General features: G+C 43.9%; 21 protein-coding genes. 7 read left to right on the top strand and 14 right to left on the bottom strand.

Features of this window, described 5'->3' with window-relative positions:
- Positions 1-257: hypothetical protein (locus ACI882_RS13695; protein ID WP_411746120.1), on the top strand; the 257-nt coding region annotated here is incomplete at its 5' end.
- Between the two features lie 26 nt (positions 258-283).
- On the opposite strand, the gene ACI882_RS13700 is transcribed toward ACI882_RS13695, so the two are convergent.
- The 4 genes from ACI882_RS13700 to ilvY are packed head-to-tail and all read right to left on the bottom strand — an operon-like array spanning position 284 to position 3598.
- Complete coding sequence (locus ACI882_RS13700) at positions 284-892, bottom strand: sulfite oxidase heme-binding subunit YedZ (RefSeq protein WP_411746514.1); 609 nt, start codon at positions 890-892, stop codon at positions 284-286.
- Entirely contained in the window at positions 892-1854 is a 963-nt protein-coding gene (msrP, locus tag ACI882_RS13705; protein ID WP_411746122.1) for a protein-methionine-sulfoxide reductase catalytic subunit MsrP, read from the bottom strand. Before msrP ends, ACI882_RS13700 begins: the two co-directional genes overlap by 1 nt.
- A gap of 43 nt (positions 1855-1897) precedes the next feature.
- The gene (locus ACI882_RS13710; protein WP_411746123.1) at positions 1898-2698 is read right to left on the bottom strand and encodes a CDP-alcohol phosphatidyltransferase family protein; all 801 of its coding nucleotides are present in this window, start codon (positions 2696-2698) and stop codon (positions 1898-1900) included.
- The gene (gene ilvY / locus ACI882_RS13715) at positions 2699-3598 is read right to left on the bottom strand and encodes an HTH-type transcriptional activator IlvY (RefSeq protein ID WP_411746124.1); all 900 of its coding nucleotides are present in this window, start codon (positions 3596-3598) and stop codon (positions 2699-2701) included.
- Positions 3599-3932: 334 nt separating this feature from the next.
- Between ilvY and ACI882_RS13720 the strand changes: the two genes are divergently transcribed.
- Together ACI882_RS13720 and ilvC are read left to right on the top strand one after the other, a co-directional pair.
- Complete coding sequence (locus ACI882_RS13720; protein WP_411743090.1) at positions 3933-5477, top strand: ATP-binding protein; 1545 nt, start codon at positions 3933-3935, stop codon at positions 5475-5477.
- A gap of 160 nt (positions 5478-5637) precedes the next feature.
- A complete protein-coding gene (gene ilvC, locus ACI882_RS13725; RefSeq protein ID WP_411743091.1) occupies positions 5638-7119 on the top strand; it encodes a ketol-acid reductoisomerase in 1482 nt (493 codons plus the stop codon).
- A gap of 82 nt (positions 7120-7201) precedes the next feature.
- On the opposite strand, the gene ACI882_RS13730 is transcribed toward ilvC, so the two are convergent.
- The 7 genes from ACI882_RS13730 to rluD form a co-directional block, all read right to left on the bottom strand.
- Positions 7202-7942, bottom strand: a complete 741-nt coding sequence (locus ACI882_RS13730) for a Crp/Fnr family transcriptional regulator (RefSeq protein WP_411743092.1) — start codon at positions 7940-7942, stop codon at positions 7202-7204.
- Between the two features lie 4 nt (positions 7943-7946).
- Positions 7947-9167 carry an EAL and HDOD domain-containing protein gene (locus tag ACI882_RS13735; protein ID WP_411743093.1) on the bottom strand — a complete coding sequence of 407 codons (1221 nt, stop codon included), beginning with the start codon at positions 9165-9167 and terminating at the stop codon, positions 7947-7949.
- Positions 9168-9464: 297 nt separating this feature from the next.
- Complete coding sequence (gene ilvN, locus ACI882_RS13740) at positions 9465-9956, bottom strand: acetolactate synthase small subunit (RefSeq protein WP_411743094.1); 492 nt, start codon at positions 9954-9956, stop codon at positions 9465-9467.
- A complete protein-coding gene (locus tag ACI882_RS13745) occupies positions 9956-11698 on the bottom strand; it encodes an acetolactate synthase 3 large subunit (RefSeq protein WP_411743095.1) in 1743 nt (580 codons plus the stop codon). Before ACI882_RS13745 ends, ilvN begins: the two co-directional genes overlap by 1 nt.
- 323 nt (positions 11699-12021) lie before the next feature.
- Entirely contained in the window at positions 12022-14592 is a 2571-nt protein-coding gene (gene clpB, locus ACI882_RS13750; protein WP_411743096.1) for an ATP-dependent chaperone ClpB, read from the bottom strand.
- A 132-nt stretch (positions 14593-14724) separates the two neighbouring features.
- Positions 14725-15453, bottom strand: coding sequence for a peptidoglycan editing factor PgeF (pgeF, locus tag ACI882_RS13755; RefSeq protein WP_411743097.1), 729 nt, complete (start codon positions 15451-15453; stop codon positions 14725-14727).
- A gap of 2 nt (positions 15454-15455) precedes the next feature.
- Positions 15456-16448, bottom strand: coding sequence for a 23S rRNA pseudouridine(1911/1915/1917) synthase RluD (rluD, locus tag ACI882_RS13760; RefSeq protein WP_411743098.1), 993 nt, complete (start codon positions 16446-16448; stop codon positions 15456-15458).
- Between the two features lie 62 nt (positions 16449-16510).
- Here rluD and ACI882_RS13765 point away from each other — a divergent pair, with 62 nt between their 5' ends.
- Positions 16511-17350, top strand: coding sequence for an outer membrane protein assembly factor BamD (locus ACI882_RS13765; protein WP_411743099.1), 840 nt, complete (start codon positions 16511-16513; stop codon positions 17348-17350).
- A gap of 184 nt (positions 17351-17534) precedes the next feature.
- Here ACI882_RS13765 and ACI882_RS13770 read toward each other — a convergent pair whose 3' ends face one another.
- Together ACI882_RS13770 and ACI882_RS13775 are read right to left on the bottom strand one after the other, a co-directional pair.
- On the bottom strand, positions 17535-18194 hold the full coding sequence (locus ACI882_RS13770) for an HAD family hydrolase (RefSeq protein ID WP_411743100.1): 660 nt from the start codon (positions 18192-18194) through the stop codon (positions 17535-17537).
- A 47-nt stretch (positions 18195-18241) separates the two neighbouring features.
- Positions 18242-19864: an NAD+ synthase gene (locus tag ACI882_RS13775; RefSeq protein WP_411743101.1), complete on the bottom strand. Its 1623-nt coding sequence runs from the start codon at positions 19862-19864 to the stop codon at positions 18242-18244.
- A 136-nt stretch (positions 19865-20000) separates the two neighbouring features.
- On the opposite strand from ACI882_RS13775, the gene ACI882_RS13780 reads away from it, so the two are divergent.
- The 3 genes from ACI882_RS13780 to ACI882_RS13790 all read left to right on the top strand — a co-directional run bounded on the left by ACI882_RS13780 (position 20001) and on the right by ACI882_RS13790 (position 23628).
- Positions 20001-21587 (top strand): sensor histidine kinase, encoded by a 1587-nt coding sequence (locus ACI882_RS13780; RefSeq protein WP_411743102.1) that lies wholly within the window; start codon positions 20001-20003, stop codon positions 21585-21587.
- An 11-nt stretch (positions 21588-21598) separates the two neighbouring features.
- On the top strand, positions 21599-22966 hold the full coding sequence (locus ACI882_RS13785; RefSeq protein WP_411743103.1) for a sigma-54-dependent transcriptional regulator: 1368 nt from the start codon (positions 21599-21601) through the stop codon (positions 22964-22966).
- Between the two features lie 101 nt (positions 22967-23067).
- Complete coding sequence (locus ACI882_RS13790; RefSeq protein ID WP_411743104.1) at positions 23068-23628, top strand: GspH/FimT family pseudopilin; 561 nt, start codon at positions 23068-23070, stop codon at positions 23626-23628.
- Positions 23629-23647: 19 nt separating this feature from the next.
- Here ACI882_RS13790 and ACI882_RS13795 read toward each other — a convergent pair whose 3' ends face one another.
- A complete protein-coding gene (locus ACI882_RS13795; RefSeq protein ID WP_411743105.1) occupies positions 23648-24142 on the bottom strand; it encodes a type IV pilin protein in 495 nt (164 codons plus the stop codon).
- Between the last annotated feature and the right edge of the window lie 16 nt (positions 24143-24158).

Here is a 24158-nt window from a genome sequence, read left to right on the forward strand (position 1 = left end):
ACCAACACGCGTTGAATCCCTACCGCCTCAGCAGCAGGGAGGCGTATATTACGGTTTTCCGTAGGAAGGTCAAGGGGTTTTTGTTAAAAAACCCAGAACGGTGCCCGAAGGGCATCCGCGAGCTGTCAGCTGCAAGCTGCAAGCTGCAAGCTGCAAGTAAGGTCAAAGGAAGGGTCAAAAGACTTGAACGTGGCTGCCGGCTATTGTTTTTGAACTTACTGAACGCTGGGAGCTTGCAGCTGACAGCTCTCTTTTAGCTTTTGACCTTACTTGCAGCTTGTAGCTATAAACTTGAAGCTTTCTTTACCTTACCCAAAACCGCCCTCCTATATATCCGTTCACCTAACAACAGCGCTATACAAGCCCCATACAAGATGGCATCGAAAGCAGAGGCTCTGGATTGTAGCCAGAGGTGAATCCAAACCAGAAGGATGACGGCATAAGTACTCATGTGAACTTTAACCCAGTTTTTCTTGAGCTTTTTGACCATAAACTTTGGTGAGGTTACAGCCAGTACTAATAATAGTAGCCATGACAACATACCTAAATAGATGAAAGGTCTTTTTAATAGGTCATCTATAAAAGTGGTTAAATCTAATGATATCCAGCCAAGTAGATAAATGCATAAATGAAGCGATGCATAAAAGAACGAATATAAACCTAGCATTCTTCGATATGGATTTAGAATTCGTATACCTAGTCGCCTAAGTGGTGAGCACGCCAAGGTAATAAGCAGGAACCTAAGCGCCCACTCCCCTGCACTTTCGAGCAGTACTTCAACTGGGTCGATACCCAGTTTTCTTGGATTAAAGCTATATAAGTATGCGCTCACCAAAAAAGGAAGGGCGGAAAGCGTAAAAACAACCCACCACTTTAGTTTCTTTATTGTCATCAATAGAACAACTTTAAATCCATATCACTGTATAAAGACGCTACTTCGCCATAACCATTAAACATCGAGGTAGGAATTCTCTCAATATTGCCATTCCCGGCAATACGGCGCTCTGTCGCTTGACTCCAGCGAGGGTGAGATTTGTTCGGATTCACATTACTGTAAAAACCATACTCTTTCGGGTTGGAGATATTCCACGTGGTTTTTGGTTCCTTTTCTACAAATCGAATTTTTACGATAGATTTCGCAGACTTAAACCCATACTTCCATGGTACTAAGAGGCGTATAGGTGCCCCATTTTGTGGGGGTAAAGCTTCGCCATACATGCCAACCGCAAGAAAAGACAGTGGATGCATTGCTTCGTCTATTCTTAACCCTTCAACATAGGGCCAATCAATAAAAGAAAACCGATCTTTTTGGCCTCTCAGCTCTTCTTTTCGAACAACGGACTCAAAAACCACATACTTGGCTCGGCTATTTGGTTTAAAGCGTTTTAGTAACGTTCCAAGCTCTAAACCCGTCCAAGGAATCACCATCGACCAGGCTTCAACACAACGCAAACGTAAAATCCGCTCTTCTAACGCCTTTGAAGTCACTAAATCTTCAAGTGAAATAACGCCAGGCGCATCGCATTCACCTTCAACGGCTATTTCCCAAGGGTAAGGATTGAATTCTGAAGCATACTTGGCAGGGTCATCTTTACCCGTACCAAACTCATAAAAGTTATTATAACGGGTCGCGTCATATTGCTCAGTCAAGGTCTCGTCAGTAGACATACTGCGATAAACCGTATTTTGAACTTTTTTATTCAGCCAAGAAGGCGCCGCTGAGTTAGCAAACAATGCAGGCGCTGCGCTACTCAACATAGCGGCACCCGCTGTTTTAATGATCGTACGCCGATTCAAGAACAATGCCTTCGGCGTTACATCGTTTTCAGTATCTGGTAATAGTAGTTTAGCCATGAACATTTCCAATAAATTAGATAATCATCATAGCTTGGACTACTTACTTTTGTATAAGTTCCGCAGCTTTTCTCTTTTTAAGCCAACGAACTGCTTCCATCACTGGGCCGTGAAGTGCATAAACTACAGCAAAGCCAAGAAACACTCTTGGTGGATCTAGAGCAACTAATGCAAAAACAAGCACAATTGCCATTAACACAAAAAACGGGACTCGGCGTTGCCCACCTATATCTTTAAATGAATAGTAGCGTATGGGCGAAAGCATCATTGCACCGATTAGCGGCACTAATATGACCATTAACCATGCCACGTCTTGGCCACTTACACCGTAATCAGCTAAAGACCAAACGGTTGCCCAAATCACACCAGCGCCTGCAGGGCTCGCTAAACCCACAAAATATTTTTTATCGACCTTACTTATTTGCACATTGAACCGAGCCAAACGCAATGCCGCCCCAGCAACAAAGATAAATGCGGCTACCCAGCCAGGCTGGCCTAAATCACTTAAAGACCACTGGAAGACAAGCAAGGCTGGCGCCAAACCAAATGCCATCAGATCAGACATACTGTCATATTGGGCTCCGAATTCACTTTGGGTATGGGTCATTCGGGCGACTCTACCATCGGCACCATCAAGTAATTGTGCAATGAATATAGCGATACTTGCTTTAATAAAATCGCCATTGATCGAAGCGATAATAGAATAAAAACCCGCAAACAACGCACTGGTTGTTAGTAAGTTAGGGATTAAATAGACACCACGACGATGATTTGGTTCTGAAACAGCGCTCGTTTCGCCTAGGTTTGAATCTTCGGTGTTCGTTTCGTTATCTTGTACTGGCATTTAAGTGCTCTCTTTAAGCTGAATAGTACTGGCTGTTTTCCAGAAGGCGTTGACTAGCGGGTCTTGTAAACGTCGATTTAAGACACATACTCCAACATCAAACGGCTGGAGTGGTTTTTCAACGTCCAATACTCGTATTTTATTTTGTAACGGTGAGTTTTCTAACACCAATCGAGGTACGACACCCACACCTAAACCCAACCCAACCATCGCTACAATGGCCTCATGACCTGCAACTTGGGCATAAATATTAGGCTTTAAGCTCTGTGAGCGGAACCAATGATCTAGGCGTTTGCGGGTTAAACCAAATTCGGACATTACGAACGGAACCTGCCCCCAAGGTATTGGAGTCTCTTCCAGCACAGCCTGAACTGGGCCTTCACTAACGGGCGCGATAAACTCAAGCGAGGTTTTGACTAAAGATTTAAATAGCAACGGGTTAGGTAATTGGTCTGGCAATGGAGCCACAGCAATATCTGCCTCATCGTCCATGACCTTTTGTACTGCCTGAGCTGCATCACCTGTTTCTAATAACACTTCAATGTTCGGATAGGTTTTTCTAAATTCCGTCAACAATAAAGACATAAAAGAATAAGTAGCGGTCACCGAGCAATACAAGCGAATCTGACCAGTTAATTCAATTGGGTTATTTTTAAGGCGGTGTTTTAGGTCTTGCCAATGCGCTAGTGTCGCTTCTGCAAACTCTCGAAACTGGCGACCAGCTTGAGTCAACACGACAGTACGGTTGTCACGTTCAAACAACGTAGAACCTAGCTCATCTTCTAATCGAGCGATTGACCTGCTCAATGTTGATGGGCTGACATGCATCGCTTCGGATGTTTTTCCGTAATGTAATGTCTGTGACAAATGAATAAATTGGCGTAGTGCGCGAAGATCCATAGCTACCTCCTAATGGTTTTTACATTATGCCATGCTCTATTCTGTGTTGCAGCAATTGCAATAATAAATTCGCCGAATAGTGGCTATTTATAGAGTACTCGTATTAAGCATTATTGAATGTCAAGGTTAATGGCGTAATTGAATTTCTTATCCTAGACTCAATAAGGATTATCAATAATGGCATGGCAAATGGCAGGTTACCTTATCTCGATGGCTCTTTTGAAAGAGAACATAGCAGAACCCAGCCCAATTAAAGGGGTACGTGCGAGAACCTTAAACTGGTATTTAATAATATTAAACTTGTCTATAAACTGAAATAGCTCTGGGCTCCTAAATGACTCAAACACCTCTAGCGCTTAATAACCGATTACGCTGGTATCTTTCAACGGTTATAGTTATGTCGATCGTGTTACCGGCCATTTTTGTAAGTGCGATCGAAATTTACAGCCGATTTAGAACAGAAACAACAGTGCGTTCGCATGAACAAGCGGAAGCTTTATTAAAAGTATTGCAAGAAGGCTTAACACCTCCTCTTTGGTCATTTATACCCGAAAACGCCCAAGATCTAATTAACGGTGTGGCCTTGAACAACGCCGTTCTTAAAATCCAAGTGCTCGACAATCAAGCAAAACCTTTCGTTGAATACAAAAAGACTAACTATGACAGCATAGCCCGAAGTAAGAATTTTATTTCAAAGTCAGGCGATGTTGTTCGCAACGGGAAGCTAATCGGCATAATTAGCTTGGAGTACAGTTTAGTCCCTGCCCGAGATGCCGCTTTTAGTGACTCAATACGCATACTTATAATTATTGCTACTCAAATAGTGGTATCTCTAACCGTTATCTTGTTTTTTATTAACCGCCGAGTTACTGAGCCTCTTGGGCATATCCAAAAAGCAGCTAGAGAAATATCCCAGCACAATTTCGACATAGACATCCCCGCTATGCATAACGATGAATTCGCTGATGTCGCGCTTGAGCTCAACAACATGAAAACAGCGCTTAGCACTTCTATTTTTCAGTTAGAAGACAGAGTTGAGCAACGTACCGGTGATTTACTCCAACTTAATAAAGAGCTCACTTTAATGATTGAGAAGCTAGAGGGTGCAAAAGACAACCTAGTTGAAACAGAGAAGCTCGCTGCCCTCGGGGCTTTAGTTGCAGGTGTATCCCATGAGCTAAACACACCAATTGGCAATGGCCGCGTTATGGCATCATCGCTTCATGAAAGCGCTAATAAGCTCGCAAGTGATTTTAATGCAGGCACAATGACACGCAGTCAATTTGAAAACAGCCTTAAAGAGATATTAGAAGGCTCTAATTTAATCGAACGCAACTTACTTAAAGCCATCAATTTGGTGCAAAGTTTCAAACAAATTGCAGTAGACCGGACCAGCGATAAACGCCGTACGTTTATGGTCAATGAATTTCTTATTGAAATTCAAGCAACCATGCTTCACATATTTAAAGCAACCCCACATACTTTAGAAGTCGAGCTCACCGACGATGTTGAGCTAAATAGCTATCCTGGCGTGCTCAGCCAAGTTATCTCAAACCTTATAAACAATGCGTTGATGCATGGCCTTGAATACAGCGAAGGTGGCCGAGTAACGATAAAAGTGATTCCTCATGTAACGTCACTCGACATTCTGATCTGTGATAATGGAATTGGCATGGAGGCTGATATTAAGAAACGTATTTTTGAACCGTTTTTTACTACAAAACTTGGCAAGGGGGGCAGTGGCTTGGGCTTGCATATCGTACATAACCTAACCACCGCGACATTGGGGGGTCGTCTACAGGTTCAATCTTCACCTAATAACGGCACGATGATTTCTTTAGCGATACCGGTGGAAGCTCCTGAGCAGGCGGTAGCCTAATTGTAGGCACCAAAATGACCTAAGAGTCATGTTTTATGGTATGAATCGTTTCCTGCAACACTTGATTGCCAACAATTCATTTTAAGCAACACGCCGCTTTCGCTAGACTACTTAGCAACGGTGGCAAAAGCCACATAAAACATTACGGGTATCAATATTTATGTCTAATTATTTTAACACTTTGAATCTACGTGAGCAGCTAGCTCAACTAGGCGTTTGCCGCTTTATGGGTCGCGATGAATTTGCAAACGAATGCGATGCACTCAAAGGTAAAAAAGTTGTTATTGTCGGTTGTGGAGCTCAAGGTTTAAACCAAGGTTTAAATATGCGTGACTCTGGTCTAGACGTATCTTATGCACTACGCCAAGCGGCGATTACTGAAAAACGTCAATCGTGGAAGAATGCAAGTGAGAATGGTTTTACAGTAGGTTCTTATGAAGACCTCATCCCTAGCGCCGACCTAGTTGTTAACTTAACCCCTGATAAACAGCACTCTTCAGTAGTAGAGGCAGTTATGCCTTTAATGAAGCAAGGTTCTGCATTAGGTTATTCACATGGTTTCAACATTGTTGAAGTGGGCCAAAAAATTCGTGAAGACATCACTGTAATCATGGTTGCGCCAAAGTGCCCTGGTACTGAAGTTCGTGAAGAATATAAGCGCGGTTTCGGTGTACCTACATTAATGGCTGTTCACCCAGAAAATGATCCTAAAGGTGAAGGTCATGAAATGGCTAAAGCTTGGGCTGCTGCAACCGGTGGTCACCGTGCAGGTGTCTTAGAAAGCTCTTTCGTCGCTGAAGTTAAGTCTGACCTAATGGGTGAGCAAACTATTTTATGCGGCATGTTACAAGCTGGCTCTTTGCTTTGTTTCGACAAAATGGTTGCTGACGGTGTAGATTCCACTTACGCCGCTAAATTAGTTCAGTACGGCTGGGAAACGATTACAGAAGCATTAAAGCTGGGTGGCATCACGAACATGATGGATCGCTTAGATAACCCATCTAAAGTACGCGCGTTTGAGCTTTCTGAAGAATTAAAGACAATTATGCGTCCATTATTCCGCAAGCACCAAGATGACATTATCAGTGGACACTTTTCAGCAACGATGATGGCTGACTGGGCTGCGGACGATAAAGATCTTCTTGGCTGGCGTGAAGAAACTGGCCAAACCGCCTTTGAACAGACTGCGGAATTGCCAAACGATTTAGATGAGCAAGAATACTTCGATAAAGGTATTTTGATGATTGCAATGGTTAAATCTGGGGTTGAGCTTGCGTTCGAAACCATGGTTGAAAGCGGCATCGTTGAAGAAAGTGCCTATTATGAATCATTACATGAGCTTCCACTTATCGCCAATACGATTGCGCGTAAAAAACTGTACGAAATGAACGTTGTAATTAGTGATACCGCTGAATACGGCAACTATTTATTCGCTAATGCAGCCGTACCTTTACTTGCAAAAACGATAATGACTCAAGTTGATACCACTGTTATCGGTAAAGGCTTAAACAGTGAATCGAACTCGGTTGATAACTTCGAACTTGTGCAAATTAATGACGCTATTCGTAACCACCCGATCGAATATGTTGGTGAAGAGCTTCGCGGCTATATGACTGACATGAAGAAAATTGTAGAAGCGTAAGCTGCTACTCACGTCTCAGTGAGGTCCCCAAAAGGGAATGAGCATTAGCCCGCATATATTGCGGGCTTTTTTTAGTCTTAATTTATTCCGGCTTAGTTATTCTTTGATTTGCACGTGATATTTGCAGAGCCATCGACTCTAAAGTTGAGATAACAAGCTCTGGACGCGTTTGTATTAACAAGCGGAACTTATCATATTGAACTCGGACCGCAGAGCATGGCCCAACCGCAATAACAGTTGCGGTACGATTCGTTTTTAACAGCATCGCTTGTAAACCGATAATCTCATTTTCTTTGACTTCACCGACTTGGCGACCATCGATCATAACCTTCGCGCGACCTTGAATTAAAGTGTAAACTGCATCGGCAGGCTCACCTTCTCGAATAATGACATCTCCAGATCTAAAAAAATCAAAACCAGGCATCGGATCAGGCGGTACGACTGTATTGTGATTATTCAATTCAAGCATCAGATCATTGAAACCATGAATAATTTCGGGTGTCACTTTTTGCGTTACGCCTAGCCAAGGCCAGAGCTCAAGCTCTAAAGCGCCTTCTTGGTACCAATCTAAGAAACCACCCGGATAGGCTAACCAACAATCCCCCGCCTCTAGAGCAAACAACCGATTGCCTTCCACCATGAGACCCATCACGCCCTTAACGACTCTAACAAGAGCCCACTCCTCTATGCCCTGGTCAGCAAGATCATTTCGATTAATAGAAAGCTGCTCTGGCTGAGCCTGCTTAAATTGCTCAAGTGCAAATTCTTGTTGCTTTATGACACCTTTGATCCAGTTTTCGGGGTGCTTCACTAACGTAAACATAGGGTTAGTTTTCCCTCATTAACAAAGTCATCTCATCCGTCTTAATGATGCTTTCTTCGTAGGCCTTGGTAATTTCAGTTAGACCCAAGCCCAAACTTTGAATGCCATTTTCAGGCAACAGATCCCAGTGAGTATGAATGTAATTTAAACAGGTTGACAATATGACGCCTAAAGCACCTTCACGGTTTATCAAGGCATTGTTCAATTCGGCAGACAAGGGTAATCTCGATAACAGCTCAACTAAAGGTTGGTCAAACCATGCATCTAAACTACTGAGCATTCCCACTGAAAAACATTTTTGTGCCATTTCAGGACTGATGTTAGCACCAAGCGCTTCGCACATGGTGGCACGCATAAAGCTCTCTGTTTGCAATTCCTGAGGTTTATCATTGAGCTCCCCTAAACAAACTAAAGTAGCCCAACTTCTAATTCGTTGTAAACCCAGTAGCATGACCGCATGCTCAATAGATTCCACCGTCGTTGCGCGCCGATAAAAAGATGAGTTGACTAGTTTCAAAAGCTTGTACGACAAGACTGCATCGCGCTTTATTACTTGAGAAATAGCGGCAATATCATCATCTGGCTTATAAAGAAGCAGCAGTAGATCAAACAAAGATTTCCGATTAGCATTTAACACATGACCCGTCACCAACTCAGGGCGACAAAAGTAATAGCCTTGGAAATAGTCAAAACCCAAGCTCTCACAAAAGTGAAAAACCTCGTAAGTCTCTACTTTTTCAGCTAGCAATAAAACATTGTGCTTACTTAATTGGTCAACAGCAAAGCAGAGTTCCTCTCGCGTCATGGCTAAAACATCTAATTTGACGATATCGACGGCATTGATAAGTTCAGGACGATAATTCTTCATTTCAAAATCATCTAACGCTACTCGAAAGCCACGTCGAGTAAGCATTTCTATTTCGTGATCCAGAATGGCTAAATTATGCTCTGTTTCAAGAATTTCGACGTATAAAAACTCAACCGCAAAATCTGGTAGGTTTGATGCCATGTTTAGACGTATATTTAATAGTCCTGGCTTGCCATTTAACAGCTGCGGTGCACTATTATCTGCAAAGGCGCTTAACAATACTGAACGCGTGGCCAAGTCTCCATCGACAAACTCGGCGTGGTCATCTGTGCCGTTTCTAAATAAGAGTTCGTAGGCAAACACCTCTTGCGACCGATCTAAGATAGGCTGCCTAGCGAATAGTACGTTCGATTGCACACACCTCTCCAGCAAACAATTTGTTAATCTTGACTATAGCATCGTAATTCAAGCCGTGCTGATTAAGTAATCAACATATTAGTATAGTATCTTACTCATAGTGTTTGATGTGGGGCAAGGAGAATGAATATTCAAATAGGTTTACCCTGTGAACCACAATGGCTATGCGATCTTATCGCTGCTGGTTTAGGGATTATATTACTCGTCGCTACTATTGCTCTCATAAAAGTGGTTATTAGGGAGCATAAAAAAAGGAAGTAATTTATTACTTCCTTTTAAATATTGCTTAAATTGCACTTATAAACTCAAGGTTTTCTCACCCCGAGCAACACCGGATACACCTGTTCGCGCTACTTCCATGATTGTCGTGCCAGATAATGCTTCAAGAAATGCATTTAGCTTATCTTCGTTACCCGTCACTTGAATGGTGTAGGTAGTTGCCGTGACATCAATAATAGATGCTCGGAAAATATCAACACTACGCTTTACTTCTTCGCGTGCGGCGCCTGCGGCTCGAACTTTAACCAGCATTAGACCACGTTCAATATGAGCCCCTTCGGTCAAATCAACGACTTTTATGACTTCGACCAATTTATTGAGCTGCTTAGTGATTTGCTCAACAACCTGATTATCGCCAAGCGTCACTAACGTTAAGCGTGATAACGACGAGTCTTCAGTTGGTGCTACGTTTAAAGACTCAATGTTAAAGCCGCGCTGTGCAAATAAGCCCACTAAACGCGCCAACGCACCTGATTCGTTTTCCATTAATACTGAAAGAATATGTCTCATTAGGTGCGCTCCGTCTTACTTAAGAACATGTCACACATAGCTCCATTAGGAACTTGCATTGGGTAAACATGCTCTTCAGGCTCAATTCGAACATCGATGAATACCGAACGATCGCGTATGGCCATAGCTTCTTGTAATACAGCTTCTAAATCTTCTGCTTTTTCAACAACAAAACCCACATGACCATAGCTTTCAGCTAGTTTCACGAAATCTGGTAGTGAGTCGAGGTAAGAATGCGAATAGCGAGACTCGTAGTTCATGTCTTGCCACTGGCGAACCATGCCAAGATAACCATTGTTTAGGCACAATATTTTTACCGGCAAGCCATATTGTTTGCAGGTCGATAGCTCTTGAATATTCATTTGAATAGAGCCTTCACCTGTGACACAGAAAACATCGGCGTCTGGATAGCTCAATTGCACACCCATAGCAGCAGGAAGCCCGAAGCCCATGGTGCCTAAGCCACCCGAGTTGATCCATCGGTTTGGTTTATTGAACTTATAATACTGCGCGGCAAACATTTGATGCTGACCTACGTCAGAGCAAACATAAGCATCGCCTTTGGTTACTTTGCTGAGTGTTTCAATAACAAATTGAGGCTTCATTTTTTCAGAATCATCGGTTCGGTAACGACCGCCGTGCCGCTCACGCCACTGATTAATTTGCACCCACCAGCGATCAAGTGCAGCATCATCAATCGTTTGTGTAGATTGCTCTAGCTGTGAAAGCATTTCTAATAGAACAGACTTAACCGGACCTACAATAGGTATATCAACCGCGATATTCTTAGAAATTGATGTTGGGTCAATATCTATTTGAATGATTTTTGCATTTGGGCAAAACTTGGTCACATTGTTAGTTACGCGATCATCTAAGCGCGCACCAACAGCCAGAATAACGTCAGCATTATGCATGGCCATGTTAGCCTCATAAGTACCGTGCATGCCTAACATGCCAACATTCTGCTCATCTGTACCAGGAAAACCACCTAAGCCCATTAATGTATTCGTCACAGGGAAGTTGATTAATTTAGCAAACTGAGTCAGTTCTTTAGACGCTTTGCCCAAAATTACACCACCACCGGCATAAATAACCGGCTTCTTAGCTTGCAACAGCAAGTTCATAGCCTTGCGAATTTGCCCACTGTGCCCTTTTTTTACCGGGTTATAAGATCGGATTTTTACTCGCTCAGGATAATGGTATGGAAATTTTGCATTCGGCGCTGTCATGTCTTTTGGCACATCAACAACAACGGGGCCTGGTCGACCACTTTGCGATATATAGAAAGCTTTCTTAATCGCCATGGGAATTTCTTCAGGCGACTTAACCATAATGTTGTGCTTAACCACGGGGCGGGAGATACCCAGCATGTCAGTTTCTTGGAACGCATCACAACCAATAAGGTGACTCATAACCTGGCCGGTAATCACAACCATTGGAATTGAATCCATATAAGCTGTCGCAATACCGGTAATTGCATTTGTCGCACCTGGACCAGAGGTCACTAAGACAACACCTGCTTTACCGCTGGCTCGTGCATAGGCATCTGCCATGTGCGTTGCAGCTTGTTCATGGCGAACAAGAATATGTTTAATTTTATCTTGGCGGTGAAGTGCGTCATAAATATGCAAAACAGAACCGCCTGGGTAACCATATACATACTCAACGCCTTCGTCCTGTAACGCACGACAAAGCATTTCACCACCCGAAAGCATTTCAGGCTGAGATTCAGATTTTGACATTTCATTAACTCTCGCTACGACTCAAGAACGCGTTAGCCAAGTTTGGCCTTATCTTCAGCGTGTATTCAAACATAGTCACCGGTAAGCGACTGCATCAATACGGTTAATCGGCTGAGGGCGATACCTTCAACTCCGACATTAACGTTGCTGCTTGACTCTTTTTGTGCAAATAACCCAATAGAAGAAAATGGGCGCTTGAGGATATTCTAAACAGTGATTAATAAATGTCCAGAAAAAGCTCAGGGTTATTTGCCTTCTGTCGCTGCTATTTCGGTTTTAACAACGCAGAAGGCAAGTTCGATAGGTTTATTTCAGAGCGTTGGTTATTGGAATTTAATTTCTCCATCAACAACATCACCATGAATTGCGCCGCCACTGACAAACTCACCTTTAAGTAAAGCTGAGGCGAGTGGATTCTCTAACTCGCGCTGAATTGCCCGTTTAAGCGGCCGAGCGCCGTATACTGGGTCAAACCCTGCAGCACAGAGCTTATCAAGAACCGCCGGCGTTAACTCCAGTGTCATTTCCTGTTCTGACAACCTAGCACGTAAGTAATCCAACTGAATGTCGGCAATTCCGTGAATTTGGTCACTGCCCAACGGATGGAAAACCACCACTTCATCGAGCCGGTTAATAAATTCGGGCCGGAAGTGACTACTGACTACATCCATCACAGCTGATTTCATTTCATTGTAATTCGCCTCACCGGAAAGCAACTGAATTTGCTCACTGCCTAGGTTCGATGTCATCACAATGACAGTATTACGGAAATCAACTGTGCGCCCCTGCCCATCGGTTAAGCGACCATCATCGAGCACTTGCAGTAAAATATTAAATACATCGCTGTGCGCTTTCTCAACTTCGTCCAGCAAAATGACTGAATATGGCTTACGACGGACCGCTTCTGTTAAATAACCGCCCTCCTCATAGCCAACATAGCCTGGCGGAGCACCAATTAACCGAGCAACCGAATGCTTCTCCATAAATTCAGACATATCAATACGAACCATTGATTCTGTTGTATCGAATAAGAAATTGGCTAACGCTTTACACAGCTCTGTCTTGCCAACACCGGTTGGTCCTAAAAACAAAAACGAGCCATTGGGACGATTCGGGTCTGATAACCCCGAGCGAGATCGACGAATCGCATGAGACACCGCCGCGACTGCTTCCTCTTGGCCCACTAAAGTTTCATGTATTTTCGCTTCCATGCTTAAAAGCTTTTCACGCTCACCTTCAAGCATTTTGTCAACAGGAATGCCTGTCCAGCGCGAAATAACATTCGCAATAGACTCTTCAGTGACATTGCTTTGCAGCAGCTGCATATCCATCATTTCTGCTTGGCTAGCCATATCGAGCTGTTTTTCCAGCTCCGGTATGGTGCCGTACTGTAATTCAGACATCCGCGCTAAATCACCTGAGCGCCGAGCAGCTTCTAACTCAACTCTGGCCTGCTCTAAGCGTTCTTTTACATGTTGAGAACCCTGAACCGCGGCTTTTTCAGCAATCCAAATTTCTTCAAGATCTGCAAACTCTCGCTCGACTTCATCTATTGTCTCTTTAAGTTTAACGAGCCGTTGCTTTGCCTGCGGATCTTTTTCTTTTTTCAGTGCTTCCGCTTCAATTTTTAATTGAATTAATCGGCGCTCCAGCCGATCCATCGATTCTGGCTTCGAGTCAATTTCCATGCGAATTCGACTGGCGGCTTCATCGATTAGATCAATGGCTTTGTCTGGCAATTTACGATCAGAAATATAACGCTGTGACAGCTTAACGGCAGAAATAAGTGCGCCATCGGTTATGGTTACACCATGGTGTACTTCATAACGTTCTTTTAAGCCACGCAAAATCGCAATACTGTCTTCTTCGTTAGGCTCAGAGACGACTATTTTTTGGAAGCGACGCTCTAGCGCGCCGTCTTTCTCAATATACTGACGATACTCATCTAAGGTGGTTGCACCTACACAATGCAATTCACCACGCGCTAACGCAGGCTTTAGCATATTACCGGCATCCATTGCACCGTCACTTTTGCCGGCGCCAACCATGGTGTGTAATTCGTCAATGAATAAAATGATTTGGCCTTCTTGTTTAGCCAACTCATTCAAAACCGCTTTAAGGCGCTCTTCAAATTCACCGCGATATTTGGCACCCGCTAACAGCGCGCCCATATCTAAAGACAACACACGCTTGCTCTTTAAGCTTTCAGGCACCTCACCGTTTAAGATTCGCTGCGCTAAACCTTCAACAATGGCGGTCTTACCCACTCCGGGCTCACCGATTAGTACAGGGTTATTTTTACGACGTCGCTGCAACACCTGAATTGTTCGTCGAATTTCATCATCGCGACCAATGACTGGATCCAGCCTGCCTTCTTCAGCCAACGCTGATAGATCGACGGTATATTTGTCGAGTGCTTGGCGGTTTTCTTCTGCATCTTGGCTATTCACCGACTGGCCATCGCGCACATCATCAATAGCTTGCTGGAGTGTTTCTTCAGTAACACCGGATTCATTGAGCACTTTGGCAATACGCGAGCGATCTTGCAGCATTGAAAGCAGAACGAGTTCGCTAGAAATAAATTGGTCTTTCTTTTGTTGTGAAAGCTTATCTGCACGATTAAGTACACGACCTAAATCGTTACTCATGTGAACATCGGCATCGGCACCCGATACTTTCGGCAACGCATCGAGCGCTTCTTCTGTATTGCGTCGAAGTTGTGTGATGCTTGCACCGGCTTTTTGCAGCACGCCTGCAACCGACGCACTTTTTTGATTTAACAACGCCAACAATAGATGCGCGGGCTCAATGAAGCTATGGTCATGCCCTAACGCAACCGATTGAGCATCTGATAATGCCAACTGTAAACTACTGGTCAAACGATCAATACGCATGACAATCCTCACTAACTCATTAAATACTATTCGAATGATGACCGCAGCTACTCTGCTAAGATTGTTTACTGCGGAGAATCTCTAACATAACCTTTAGATGAGGGTTTCCTACGCAACAATCAAGGCCAAATTTTAATCAATTTTCCAGATCAGATTTGCCATACGCCCCGTTTCGCCGTCTCGACGAAAAGAAAAGTAGTCAGTTGGATAAGATACCGTACAAATATCACTTCGATAAACGTGTGCAACACCCAACAATCGGAGCTGCTGTTCGGCTAACCGTGGTAAATCTGCAAGAAATTTCTCAGGCTTTTCTGTCGCCGTAAAGCAGTTCTGGCTATTTGGCCAATCAGCAAAGGTTCGCTTAACATCGCTACCCACCTCAAAAGCAGTGGGGCCGATGCAAGGACCTAGCCCGCATACGACATCAGCGGCATTTGGAAACTGTTGCAAGGTGTTTAGTAAAATACCATTGGCTAGGCCGCGCCAACCCGCATGAGCAACAGCAACTTGATCGCCCTTTTTAGTCCAAAAGAAGACCGGAAGACAATCAGCGGTCATCACGCAACAAGCGATGCCTTTTTGCATTGTTACGCTGGCGTCGCTAGGTTCCTTCGTACTGGCATGTGAAGCCTGCACTACGTGAGTACTGTGGGTTTGATTTAGCCAAGCTATTTGTGGGGTTTGTTGTAATTGCTGCCAAAGCAGCGCTCTATTTATATCTACCGAGGAAGGCGCATCACCCACGTGATAGGCTACATTAAAACCATTGAACGGTGCCGAGCTGACACCGCTGCGTCGAGTCGTCCAGCCGGCTTGTACCGATGCCGGCAATGGCCAGGGAGCATACTCAAAAGCCACGACTATAAATCATCGTCGTTTTCACCATGCTCTAGTACATCTTGATGCAATATTTCAATCAGTTGTTCCATGTCTTCTGGGATATCAACATCCCAGCTCGCCATTAACCCTGTGTCAGGGTGCTCTAATTCAAGATGACCGGCATGTAAGGCTTGGCGCTTGAAGGTTTTTAGTTCGGCTAGTACTTCAGCACTGACACCTTTCGGCAATCGAGAACGCCCAGCATAAAGCGGATCACCTACTAACGGGTAGCCAATATGTGATAAGTGCACACGAATTTGGTGTGTACGGCCAGACTCTAACTTACAACGTATCAACGTATGGTTAACGTAGCGCTCTTCTACTCGGTAATGAGTGATTGCATCTTTACCTAAGCCTTCTGGTGCGACTGCCATTTTGGTGCGGTGCGTTGGGTGTCGGCCGATGGGCTCATCAACCGTCCCGCCGCCGGTCATTACGCCCATACAAACAGCATAATATTCTCGACCCATGGTGCGCTTTTGCAATTGCGCGGCCAACGATGTTTGTGCCGCCAATGTTCTAGCCACAACCATCAAACCGGACGTATCTTTATCTAAACGATGCACAATCCCGGCTCTTGGAATCGTGGCCGACTCTGGAAAGTGGAATAGCAATGCATTTAACAATGTACCTGAAGGGGTGCCTGCTCCAGGATGCACCACCAAACCGACGGGTTTGTTAATAACAATGATATGAGCATCCTGATAGACAATATTTAACTCGATATCTTCAGCTTCCCAGCGCTCTTGGGCTTCCAAAAACGCATTTATTTGTAAAACTTCTCCGCCAATCAATTTGTCTCTTGGTCTGAATACGGCGCCATCTACGGTTAGCTCGCCATCCTTTATCCACTGCTGTAAACGTGAGCGGGAGTAGTCTGGGAACAGCTTTGCGGCGACTTGATCTAGCCGTTTATGCCCCATTTCAAGTGGAACCTGTTCGGAGATATTAATTGAATCATGTGAATCGGTCATTGGAGGCAAAGGGTTCCTGTGGTTACAATAGCTGCCATTCTACTGATTTAATGAGATTTAGCATGTATAGAGCGGTATTTTCACAGTCTTTTTTGCAAAAAGTCTGCCTTTTAGGTCTGATTGTTAGCTTAGCGGGTTGTGCTGGCTGGTCAAAACAAACCTCAGATACAGAAGCGGCTTACTATGACGCCGCCCAAACGTACCTTGAAAAAAGAAACTACTCAATGGCTATTGAGAAACTTGATGCCTTACAAAGCCGGTTTCCTTTTGGTCGTTATAGTCAGGCTAGCTCTATAGATTTGATGTATGCAAAATATCAATCGAAACGATTTGCCGACTCTTTAATTACCGCTGACCGCTTCACAAGACTCAATGCGGATTCACCAAACATAGATTATGCCTGGTTTATACAAGCGATGAGCTATTACCAAATGTATATGGAAAACAGTGGGATATTTGGTAAAGCCGACCCGGCGATGCGCTCGCCAGAGCAAGGGGAAAAAGCATTTTCTACCATGCAAAGCTACTTACAGATGTTTCCAGAGAGTGAATATAGACCGGAAGTGGTTAAAGCAATGGTAATCCTAAAAGATTCATTGGCGAAACATGAGCTCTATGTCGCTGATTTTTATTTACGCAAGCAAGCCTGGGTGTCTGCTGCAGATCGTGCAGCGGCCATCATTAATCACTACCCTGGCGTAGCCGCGCAAGCGGATGCTTATTTGATCTTAATTGCAAGTTATGATGCGCTTGGCTTAGAAGAAGAGAAAAACATCGCAATAGCACGCTTAACAATGGATTTCCCAACGCACGACACCCTGACCAGTGGCGACTATATTGCCCCTAAACACCAGCGTGAACGTTGGTGGGTAAAAGCACTAACCTTAGGGATAGCGCAATAGTTTATCACTCAATATCTCACAGCTTACGCAGGCTTCAGCGGTCCAAAGCTTGGAATTTCGGTCGCCGTTAACCCTTCCATGGGGGCTTGATTGAAACATCCATGTTTCAAACACCCGAATTCCAAGCAATGGGCCGCTTCTAAACTATAGGACAGCAGTGGTTATCACTTAAACAATTAAGCACTTAACAAAAAGTATTAAGTGCTTTTTTAACCACCTCAAATAACTCCGCTGGTGTTTTCACAATATCGTGAGCGCCAGCTGCTTTTAATGAAGTCTCATCGCTGTAACCCCACAAAACGCCCGTTGTGGCGATATCTATATAGCGCCCAGCTTCCATATCAAACTTAGTATCACCTATCATAACGGTATCGGCTTTACGTAAGTTTTCTTGTTCAAATAACCTAGTCAGCAGTTCACGCTTATCCGCATACTTACCGTCGATAGTAGAGCCATAGATACCTGAAAAATACTGTTTTAAATCATTCGCCTCTATTATCCAACGAGCATACTGCTCGTATTTAGCTGTTGCGACAAACTGTTGCGCGCCAATACTTTTAAATTGTTCCAATGCCTCAACGACGCCTTGAAAAGGCTCGCTGGTTCTTAAAATTTGTTCATAGTATGTTCGATAAATTGCTTTTGCTGCGGCTATTTCTTCGGCCTCTTCAATGTTCAGCAACTCTGCAATGATATTATCAAGCCCAGGGCCGATATAAGGTCTTAATTCATCATGGCTACGCGTCGGTAGACCGTATTCTTTGAGAACGTGATTAAATGAACTGGCAACTGCAGGTATAGAATCTACCAAGGTTCCGTCTAAATCCCATAAAATATTAATCAACGACTAGTTTCCTCTTAAACAGTAAATAAATAAGCTAAAACTTAAGCTTATTTGCCGGGTTTCCACCCGTGGGTAATTGGATAACGGCGATCACGGCCGAAACCACGCTGCGTAACACGAACACCCTCAGGCGCTTGTCTTCGTTTATACTCATTGATATCTATGAGTCGTAAAATACGATACGCCACGTCGCGGTCGAATCCGGCGGCAACAATTGTGTCTAAACTTTCATCTCGCTCGACGTAACGCTCAATTATTTCATCTAAAATATCGTATGGTGGTAAGCTGTCTTCATCTAGCTGATCGGGTGCTAATTCTGCAGACGGAGGCCGGGTAATCACTCGCTCAGGAATCGCAATGCCTTGTTTATTGCGCCATTGTGATAACTTGTAAACCCAGGTTTTCGGAACATCTTTGAGCGCGTTATAACCACCACACATATCGCCATACAAGGTCGCATAGCCCACAGCCATTTCGCTTTTATTACCTGTCGTCAGTACCATGTACCCTAACTTATTCGACAGCGACATTAAAAATAACCCGCGCATTCTTGATTGCATATTTTGTTCAGTGACATCGACAGGCTTATCGCCAAAAACAGGTTTCAAGGTATTAAGCGCTGCTTCAAAGCCGCCTGCTATGGGCAGAACCTCATAACGGATTCCGAGCAGACTGGCCTGCCCTTGGGCATCGTCCAAGCTCATTTGAGCGGTGTATTGGTAGGGCATCATAACGCCCATCACTCGATCTGCACCTAAGGCATCGACCGCAATTGCAGCACTTAACGCTGAATCTATACCGCCCGACATTCCTAAAATGACACCCGGAAATCCATTTCGATTAACATAATCGGCAAGGCCCATCACAAGTGCCTTATAAAGCTCTGCTTCAACACTTAATTCAGGGGCCAACTTCTCTTCTTTAACGACCCAACCTTTATTGCTTTTTTCTAACTCGGCTATTTCAAACGCTTCTTCAAAACTAGGCAAGCTAAACCGGATATGACTATCACTGTCGACAACAAAAGAGCCGCCATCAAAGACCAATTCATCTTGCCCTGTTATATGGTTGACATAAACTGTCGCCATAGGCCATTGCTTAACAACTTTGAGCACTTGCTTATGACGCTGGCGCGTTCGATCTAAATTATAGGGGCTACCGTTTATATTAAGGTTTATTTCTGCACCTGCCTCATAGGCTCTGCGTACCGGTCCCTCATACCAAATATCTTCACAAATAGTTAACGCAAAGGTAGCCCCTTTAAATTCAAAAGTGCAGGTCTCGGTACCCTTTTGGAAATAGCGTTTTTCATCAAACACTTGATAGTTAGGCAGATGCTGCTTTGAATAATCAGCTAAGATAGCTCCAGAAAATATTACCATCGATTTATTAAATAGCTTGCCGTTGATGCGCTCGGGGTAACCAAACACGATGGCAATCTGCAGATTCGCCAGACGAATGCGTTCCAAGGCTTCGTTAACACGTATTTCTAAACTCGGCCTTAGCAGCAAGTCTTCTGGTGGGTAGCCGGTTATCGTTAGCTCTGGGAAAACGACCATGTCAGCGCCTTGAGCATGCGCTTGCGTTGCTATTTGGATGATTTTTTCACAATTCCCGTCAATATCACCTACAGGGAAACGATTTTGCGCCAACGCGATCCGGATACTCATAACCAGCCTTAAACTAAATAATTCCCCTATTGTGAAGCTTAGTAGGCACTGAAACAAGTTTTTGGTGTCGCTAAAGGATGACCAAGTGACCTCTGTCCGTTTATACTGATTCTACCCGTCAAATAGTGAGGTTCCAGTGCCGGTAAATCAGCCACAGACATATCATAGAGCTCAGCAACTCCTTTTTGCTTTTGGTATTTACCGACTTATCTTAGCCACTGCTTTGACGGTCGCGGCATTTATACCTAAAGCTATTTCTGAGGTGCTCCCTAACGCTAGTATTGAATCTTTCCAGCTCGCTGCGCTCGCTTATCTTGTCTTAGCGGTTTTAGGCATGCTCACCACGGTTAATGAGCAAATAGGCAAGACTCCAATTATCGTCCTACTCATCACCGATATCTTAATTGTTATGTTGATTACTCGTTATGGCGGTGGAGTCAATAGCGGTTTTGGTAACCTATTGCTCATATCCGTTGGTCTAGGTGGAATATTACTACCCTTACAGCAAAGCTTATTGATTGCAGCCGTCGCCACCTCAAGTCTGATATACACAGAGCTTTTACACTTTAATCACAGCTCTGACCAAGAGTTACTGCAAGCTGCATTACTGGGTGTTGGTTACTTCGCAGAGAGTCTTTTTTTACAGTACGCCACTCGCCGCATGCAAACGACAGAACAATTAGCGCGCGCGCAAGCCGACACGATTTTAGATTTACGCCATTTAAATGAATTGATAGTGCAACGAATGCGCACCGGCATTATAGTCATTACATCGGAAGGCGCTATCCGACTCGTCAATGACTCTGCTCGTGATTTTCTGGGAATCTCTGAAAAGCGTCCTTTCTGGTTGATCAAACCCTTGCATCAACGGCTTGCAGCTTGGAAAAACGACCCTACACTGGAAGTTGATAACTATCAGCATGACAGCGACCACCCGCTAGTTCAAATTAACTTTGCCAAACTGCAACCTTCAGAAGACTCTGATTTGATTTTGTTTATTGAAGATACTGGCCGTGTTCAGCAGCAAGCGCAGCACATGAAGCTTGCTTCCCTCGGTAGACTAACTGCATCTATTGCACATGAAATACGCAACCCGTTAGGCGCTATTAGCCATGCAGCACAGCTGTTAGAAGAAATGACTAACTTAGACCCCGCGGACAAGCGTCTACTCGATATTATTCATACTCACACGCAAAGAGTGAACAACATTATCGAAACCATTTTGGAGTTATCTCGTAAACGCGCGAAGAAAATAGAAAATATTCAATTGGCGCACCTCATACAAGGCTGCCTAAAAGAGCGCGAGTTACAGCTAAATCAAAGCGAAGATCAAATTCAATTAAACATAGATCCAGCCATTACTGTCTCTTTAGATGTGAACCAGATCAAGCAAGTTTTACACAATATCATCGACAATGGTTTACGCTATAGTGAACAAAAGACAGGGACACCTAGCCTAAACATTCTTTCTGGCCGTCTCCCGGACACAGACCAAATTTATTTAGACATTCAAGATATGGGCCCGGGTGTGCCCGAAGAGCAAATAAAGCTGCTGTTCGAGCCATTCTATACAACCGAAAATACCGGTACCGGCTTGGGTTTATACATTGCCAAAGAGTTGTGCGAAGCGAACCGGCTTATGCTTACTTACTTTAATTTATCAAATGGCGGTTGTTTTAGGATTATTTTCTCCCACACAATCAGCCAAAAAAACAATAGTTAGGATTTAATACTATGTCACTGCCACAACGTGTACTCGTCATTGATGACGAGCCAGACATTCGTGAACTGCTAGAAATAACTTTAATGCGAATGGGTATTGAAAGCTTTAGCGCAGTCGATGTTCACTCCGCATACAATGCAATAAATGAGCATGACGTAGACCTTATTTTGACCGACATGCGTTTACCGGATGGCAACGGCTTAGATATTGTTCGTTATGTTGCTGAGTCTAAGCCCACTACACCTATCGCCGTGATCACTGCTCATGGCAATATGGACCTCGCAATTGAATCAATGAAATCTGGCGCATTCGATTTCGTTTCGAAACCGATCGACATTCATAAGTTGCGTAAATTAATTAGCCAAGCACTTAAGGTTAGAGAACAAGCAGAAACTAAAAAAGTTGAGGCTAATTTAGCGCAGGCGATAAACTTGGGTAATTCTGCTCCAATGAAGCAACTCAGTGCCAAAATCAAAAAGCTTTCTGTCAGCCAAGCGCCTGTATTTATTTCTGGTGAGTCTGGTACGGGAAAAGAGCTGGCCGCACGACAAATACATCAGTTAGGTCCACGTGCTGAAGGCGAGTTTGTGCCAGTTAACTGTGGTGCAATTCCTTCGGAACTCATGGAAAGTGAATTTTTTGGTCATAAGAAAGGCTCTTTTACAGGGGCAACTGAAGATAAACAAGGGTTTTTCCAAGCAGCCGATGGCGGCACTTTGTTCTTAGATGAGGTCGCAGACTTACCACTTACCATGCAAGTGAAATTATTACGCGCCATCCAAGAAAAAAAGATTCGCCCCATTGGCTCGCAGAGTGAAACAGATGTTGATGTGCGTATTCTAAGTGCAAGTCATAAAAACTTAGAACAAATGGTTGATACTGGTGAATTTCGCCAAGATTTATTTTATCGCATTAATGTTATTTCATTGCACATTCCGCCACTTCGAGAGCGCTACGAAGATATACCGGTGCTCACTCAAAACATGCTCGAACGTATTGCCCGCAATTATGAACTGCCGGTAGCAAGCCTAGACAGCGCTGCAAAAAAATCGCTGCAATATTATGCATTCCCCGGTAACGTACGCGAACTCGAAAATATACTTGAGCGTGCGTTTGCAATGTGTGAAGACGATATAATTACTGAAGATGATTTAAACTTAACCAATAGCGCCAGTAGTATCATAAGCCAAACAAATGGCAATAATTTAGCAGATCGACCTGAAGGTGTTTCACTGGAGGACTACCTCATGGACATTGAGCGCACCGTTGTAGAAAAAGCATTAGATGAAACTCGCTGGAATCGCACAGCTGCCGCTAAAAAACTCGGCATAACATTTCGCGCATTACGTTATCGCCTTAAAAAGCTAGGTATCGATTAATGCTACCCTAGGTAGCATTATAGTAGACGATAGTTTTTTAACTTTAATAAATGAATCTAAATAGATAACCTAACGCTGTCTCAATACATGCAAGGATGCATATGAAACAGTTAGGTTTTACCCTCGTTGAATTACTTTCTACTGTGATCCTCATTGCGCTCGTCAGCGCAATGGCGGCATCTAGTTTCGCTGGCCTTATTGCTGTAGCCAAATCTGATCGCCTAAAAAATGATTGGGTAACTTTTTTAAATTACGGCCGCAGTACAGCAATCATGTCTCAAAAAATAATTACCGCCTGCCCCCTGGTTGATAACAAGTGTTCGAAAGACCTTAGTCAACCGTGGTCATTATTTGTTGATACAAACGAAAATAAGATATTAGACAGTGATGAAGAAATTCTTCGTGTACTCGATAACACAGAGCAAAGTACGTTTAGAATCTACCCCTCCAATCAACCATACTTTCGCTTCAACTACAATAACAGCAGTCTACTGACCGGGTTCGCAAGAGGGTTTACCGTTTGCCCCTCTGGCGATGCCAGTGCAGGTGCGTTTCATCTTAAGGTTAATATTACCGGGCGGGTGAGATTTGAATACAAAGAAAATGAAAAAGGCTTGCTGGTCCATAAACGTAATGGACGCTGGCAAGCCTTTGAGTGTTGATGTGTTAGAGGGGGCTGCTTTACCAGCATTCCTCAAATGTTGCTGTGGCGCCCACCATCGCTTTTTGTCCCGTGTTCGTGTAAGTGTAGTTACCACACTCATCACCAACCATACGATTAGCTCTAGTCGCCGTAACGGTAAAATTACTGCGTGTTACGGCTGATATGGTTAATACATAATTAGGGTTCACGGTATTGCCACTCGGAATGTTTACGTCATAAATTCTCGGGGGACCTGTATCTGCACCAACAGCGACATCTGCTGATCCGCAACCAGCTTCAACTGTGCCTCCATTAGCAACTGCTACTGCATTATCACAATAGGTATTATTCTCAGTAAAACGGCGCTCTAATGCCCCCGCTAAACCAATCACCGCAGCTCGCGCATCTGAGCGAGCTGCTCTATCGACATAGCGTTCGTATTGCGGGAATGAGAATGCCGCTAAGATCCCAATAATGGCTACAACGATCACCAACTCCATTAACGTAAAGCCACTTTCTTTTTTTAGTTTCATCTATTCGCCCTAAAAG

The organism is Reinekea sp., assembly GCF_046710285.1.
GTDB lineage: Bacteria > Pseudomonadota > Gammaproteobacteria > Pseudomonadales > Natronospirillaceae > Reinekea.

Excerpts from the sequence above, each read along its gene's own strand:
- ACI882_RS13700 (WP_411746514.1), bottom strand. The coding sequence starts at position 892 with ATGACAATAAAGAAACTAAAGTGGTGGGTTGTTTTTACGCTTTCCGCC.
- msrP (WP_411746122.1), bottom strand. The coding sequence starts at position 1,854 with ATGGCTAAACTACTATTACCAGATACTGAAAACGATGTAACGCCGAAG.
- ACI882_RS13710 (WP_411746123.1), bottom strand. The coding sequence starts at position 2,698 with ATGCCAGTACAAGATAACGAAACGAACACCGAAGATTCAAACCTAGGC.
- ilvY (WP_411746124.1), bottom strand. The coding sequence starts at position 3,598 with ATGGATCTTCGCGCACTACGCCAATTTATTCATTTGTCACAGACATTA.
- ACI882_RS13720 (WP_411743090.1), top strand. The coding sequence starts at position 3,933 with ATGACTCAAACACCTCTAGCGCTTAATAACCGATTACGCTGGTATCTT.
- ilvC (WP_411743091.1), top strand. The coding sequence starts at position 5,638 with ATGTCTAATTATTTTAACACTTTGAATCTACGTGAGCAGCTAGCTCAA.
- ACI882_RS13730 (WP_411743092.1), bottom strand. The coding sequence starts at position 7,942 with ATGTTTACGTTAGTGAAGCACCCCGAAAACTGGATCAAAGGTGTCATA.
- ilvN (WP_411743094.1), bottom strand. The coding sequence starts at position 9,956 with ATGAGACATATTCTTTCAGTATTAATGGAAAACGAATCAGGTGCGTTG.
- ACI882_RS13745 (WP_411743095.1), bottom strand. The coding sequence starts at position 11,698 with ATGTCAAAATCTGAATCTCAGCCTGAAATGCTTTCGGGTGGTGAAATG.
- clpB (WP_411743096.1), bottom strand. The coding sequence starts at position 14,592 with ATGCGTATTGATCGTTTGACCAGTAGTTTACAGTTGGCATTATCAGAT.
- rluD (WP_411743098.1), bottom strand. The coding sequence starts at position 16,448 with ATGACCGATTCACATGATTCAATTAATATCTCCGAACAGGTTCCACTT.
- ACI882_RS13765 (WP_411743099.1), top strand. The coding sequence starts at position 16,511 with ATGTATAGAGCGGTATTTTCACAGTCTTTTTTGCAAAAAGTCTGCCTT.
- ACI882_RS13775 (WP_411743101.1), bottom strand. The coding sequence starts at position 19,864 with ATGAGTATCCGGATCGCGTTGGCGCAAAATCGTTTCCCTGTAGGTGAT.
- ACI882_RS13785 (WP_411743103.1), top strand. The coding sequence starts at position 21,599 with ATGTCACTGCCACAACGTGTACTCGTCATTGATGACGAGCCAGACATT.
- ACI882_RS13790 (WP_411743104.1), top strand. The coding sequence starts at position 23,068 with ATGAAACAGTTAGGTTTTACCCTCGTTGAATTACTTTCTACTGTGATC.
- ACI882_RS13795 (WP_411743105.1), bottom strand. The coding sequence starts at position 24,142 with ATGAAACTAAAAAAAGAAAGTGGCTTTACGTTAATGGAGTTGGTGATC.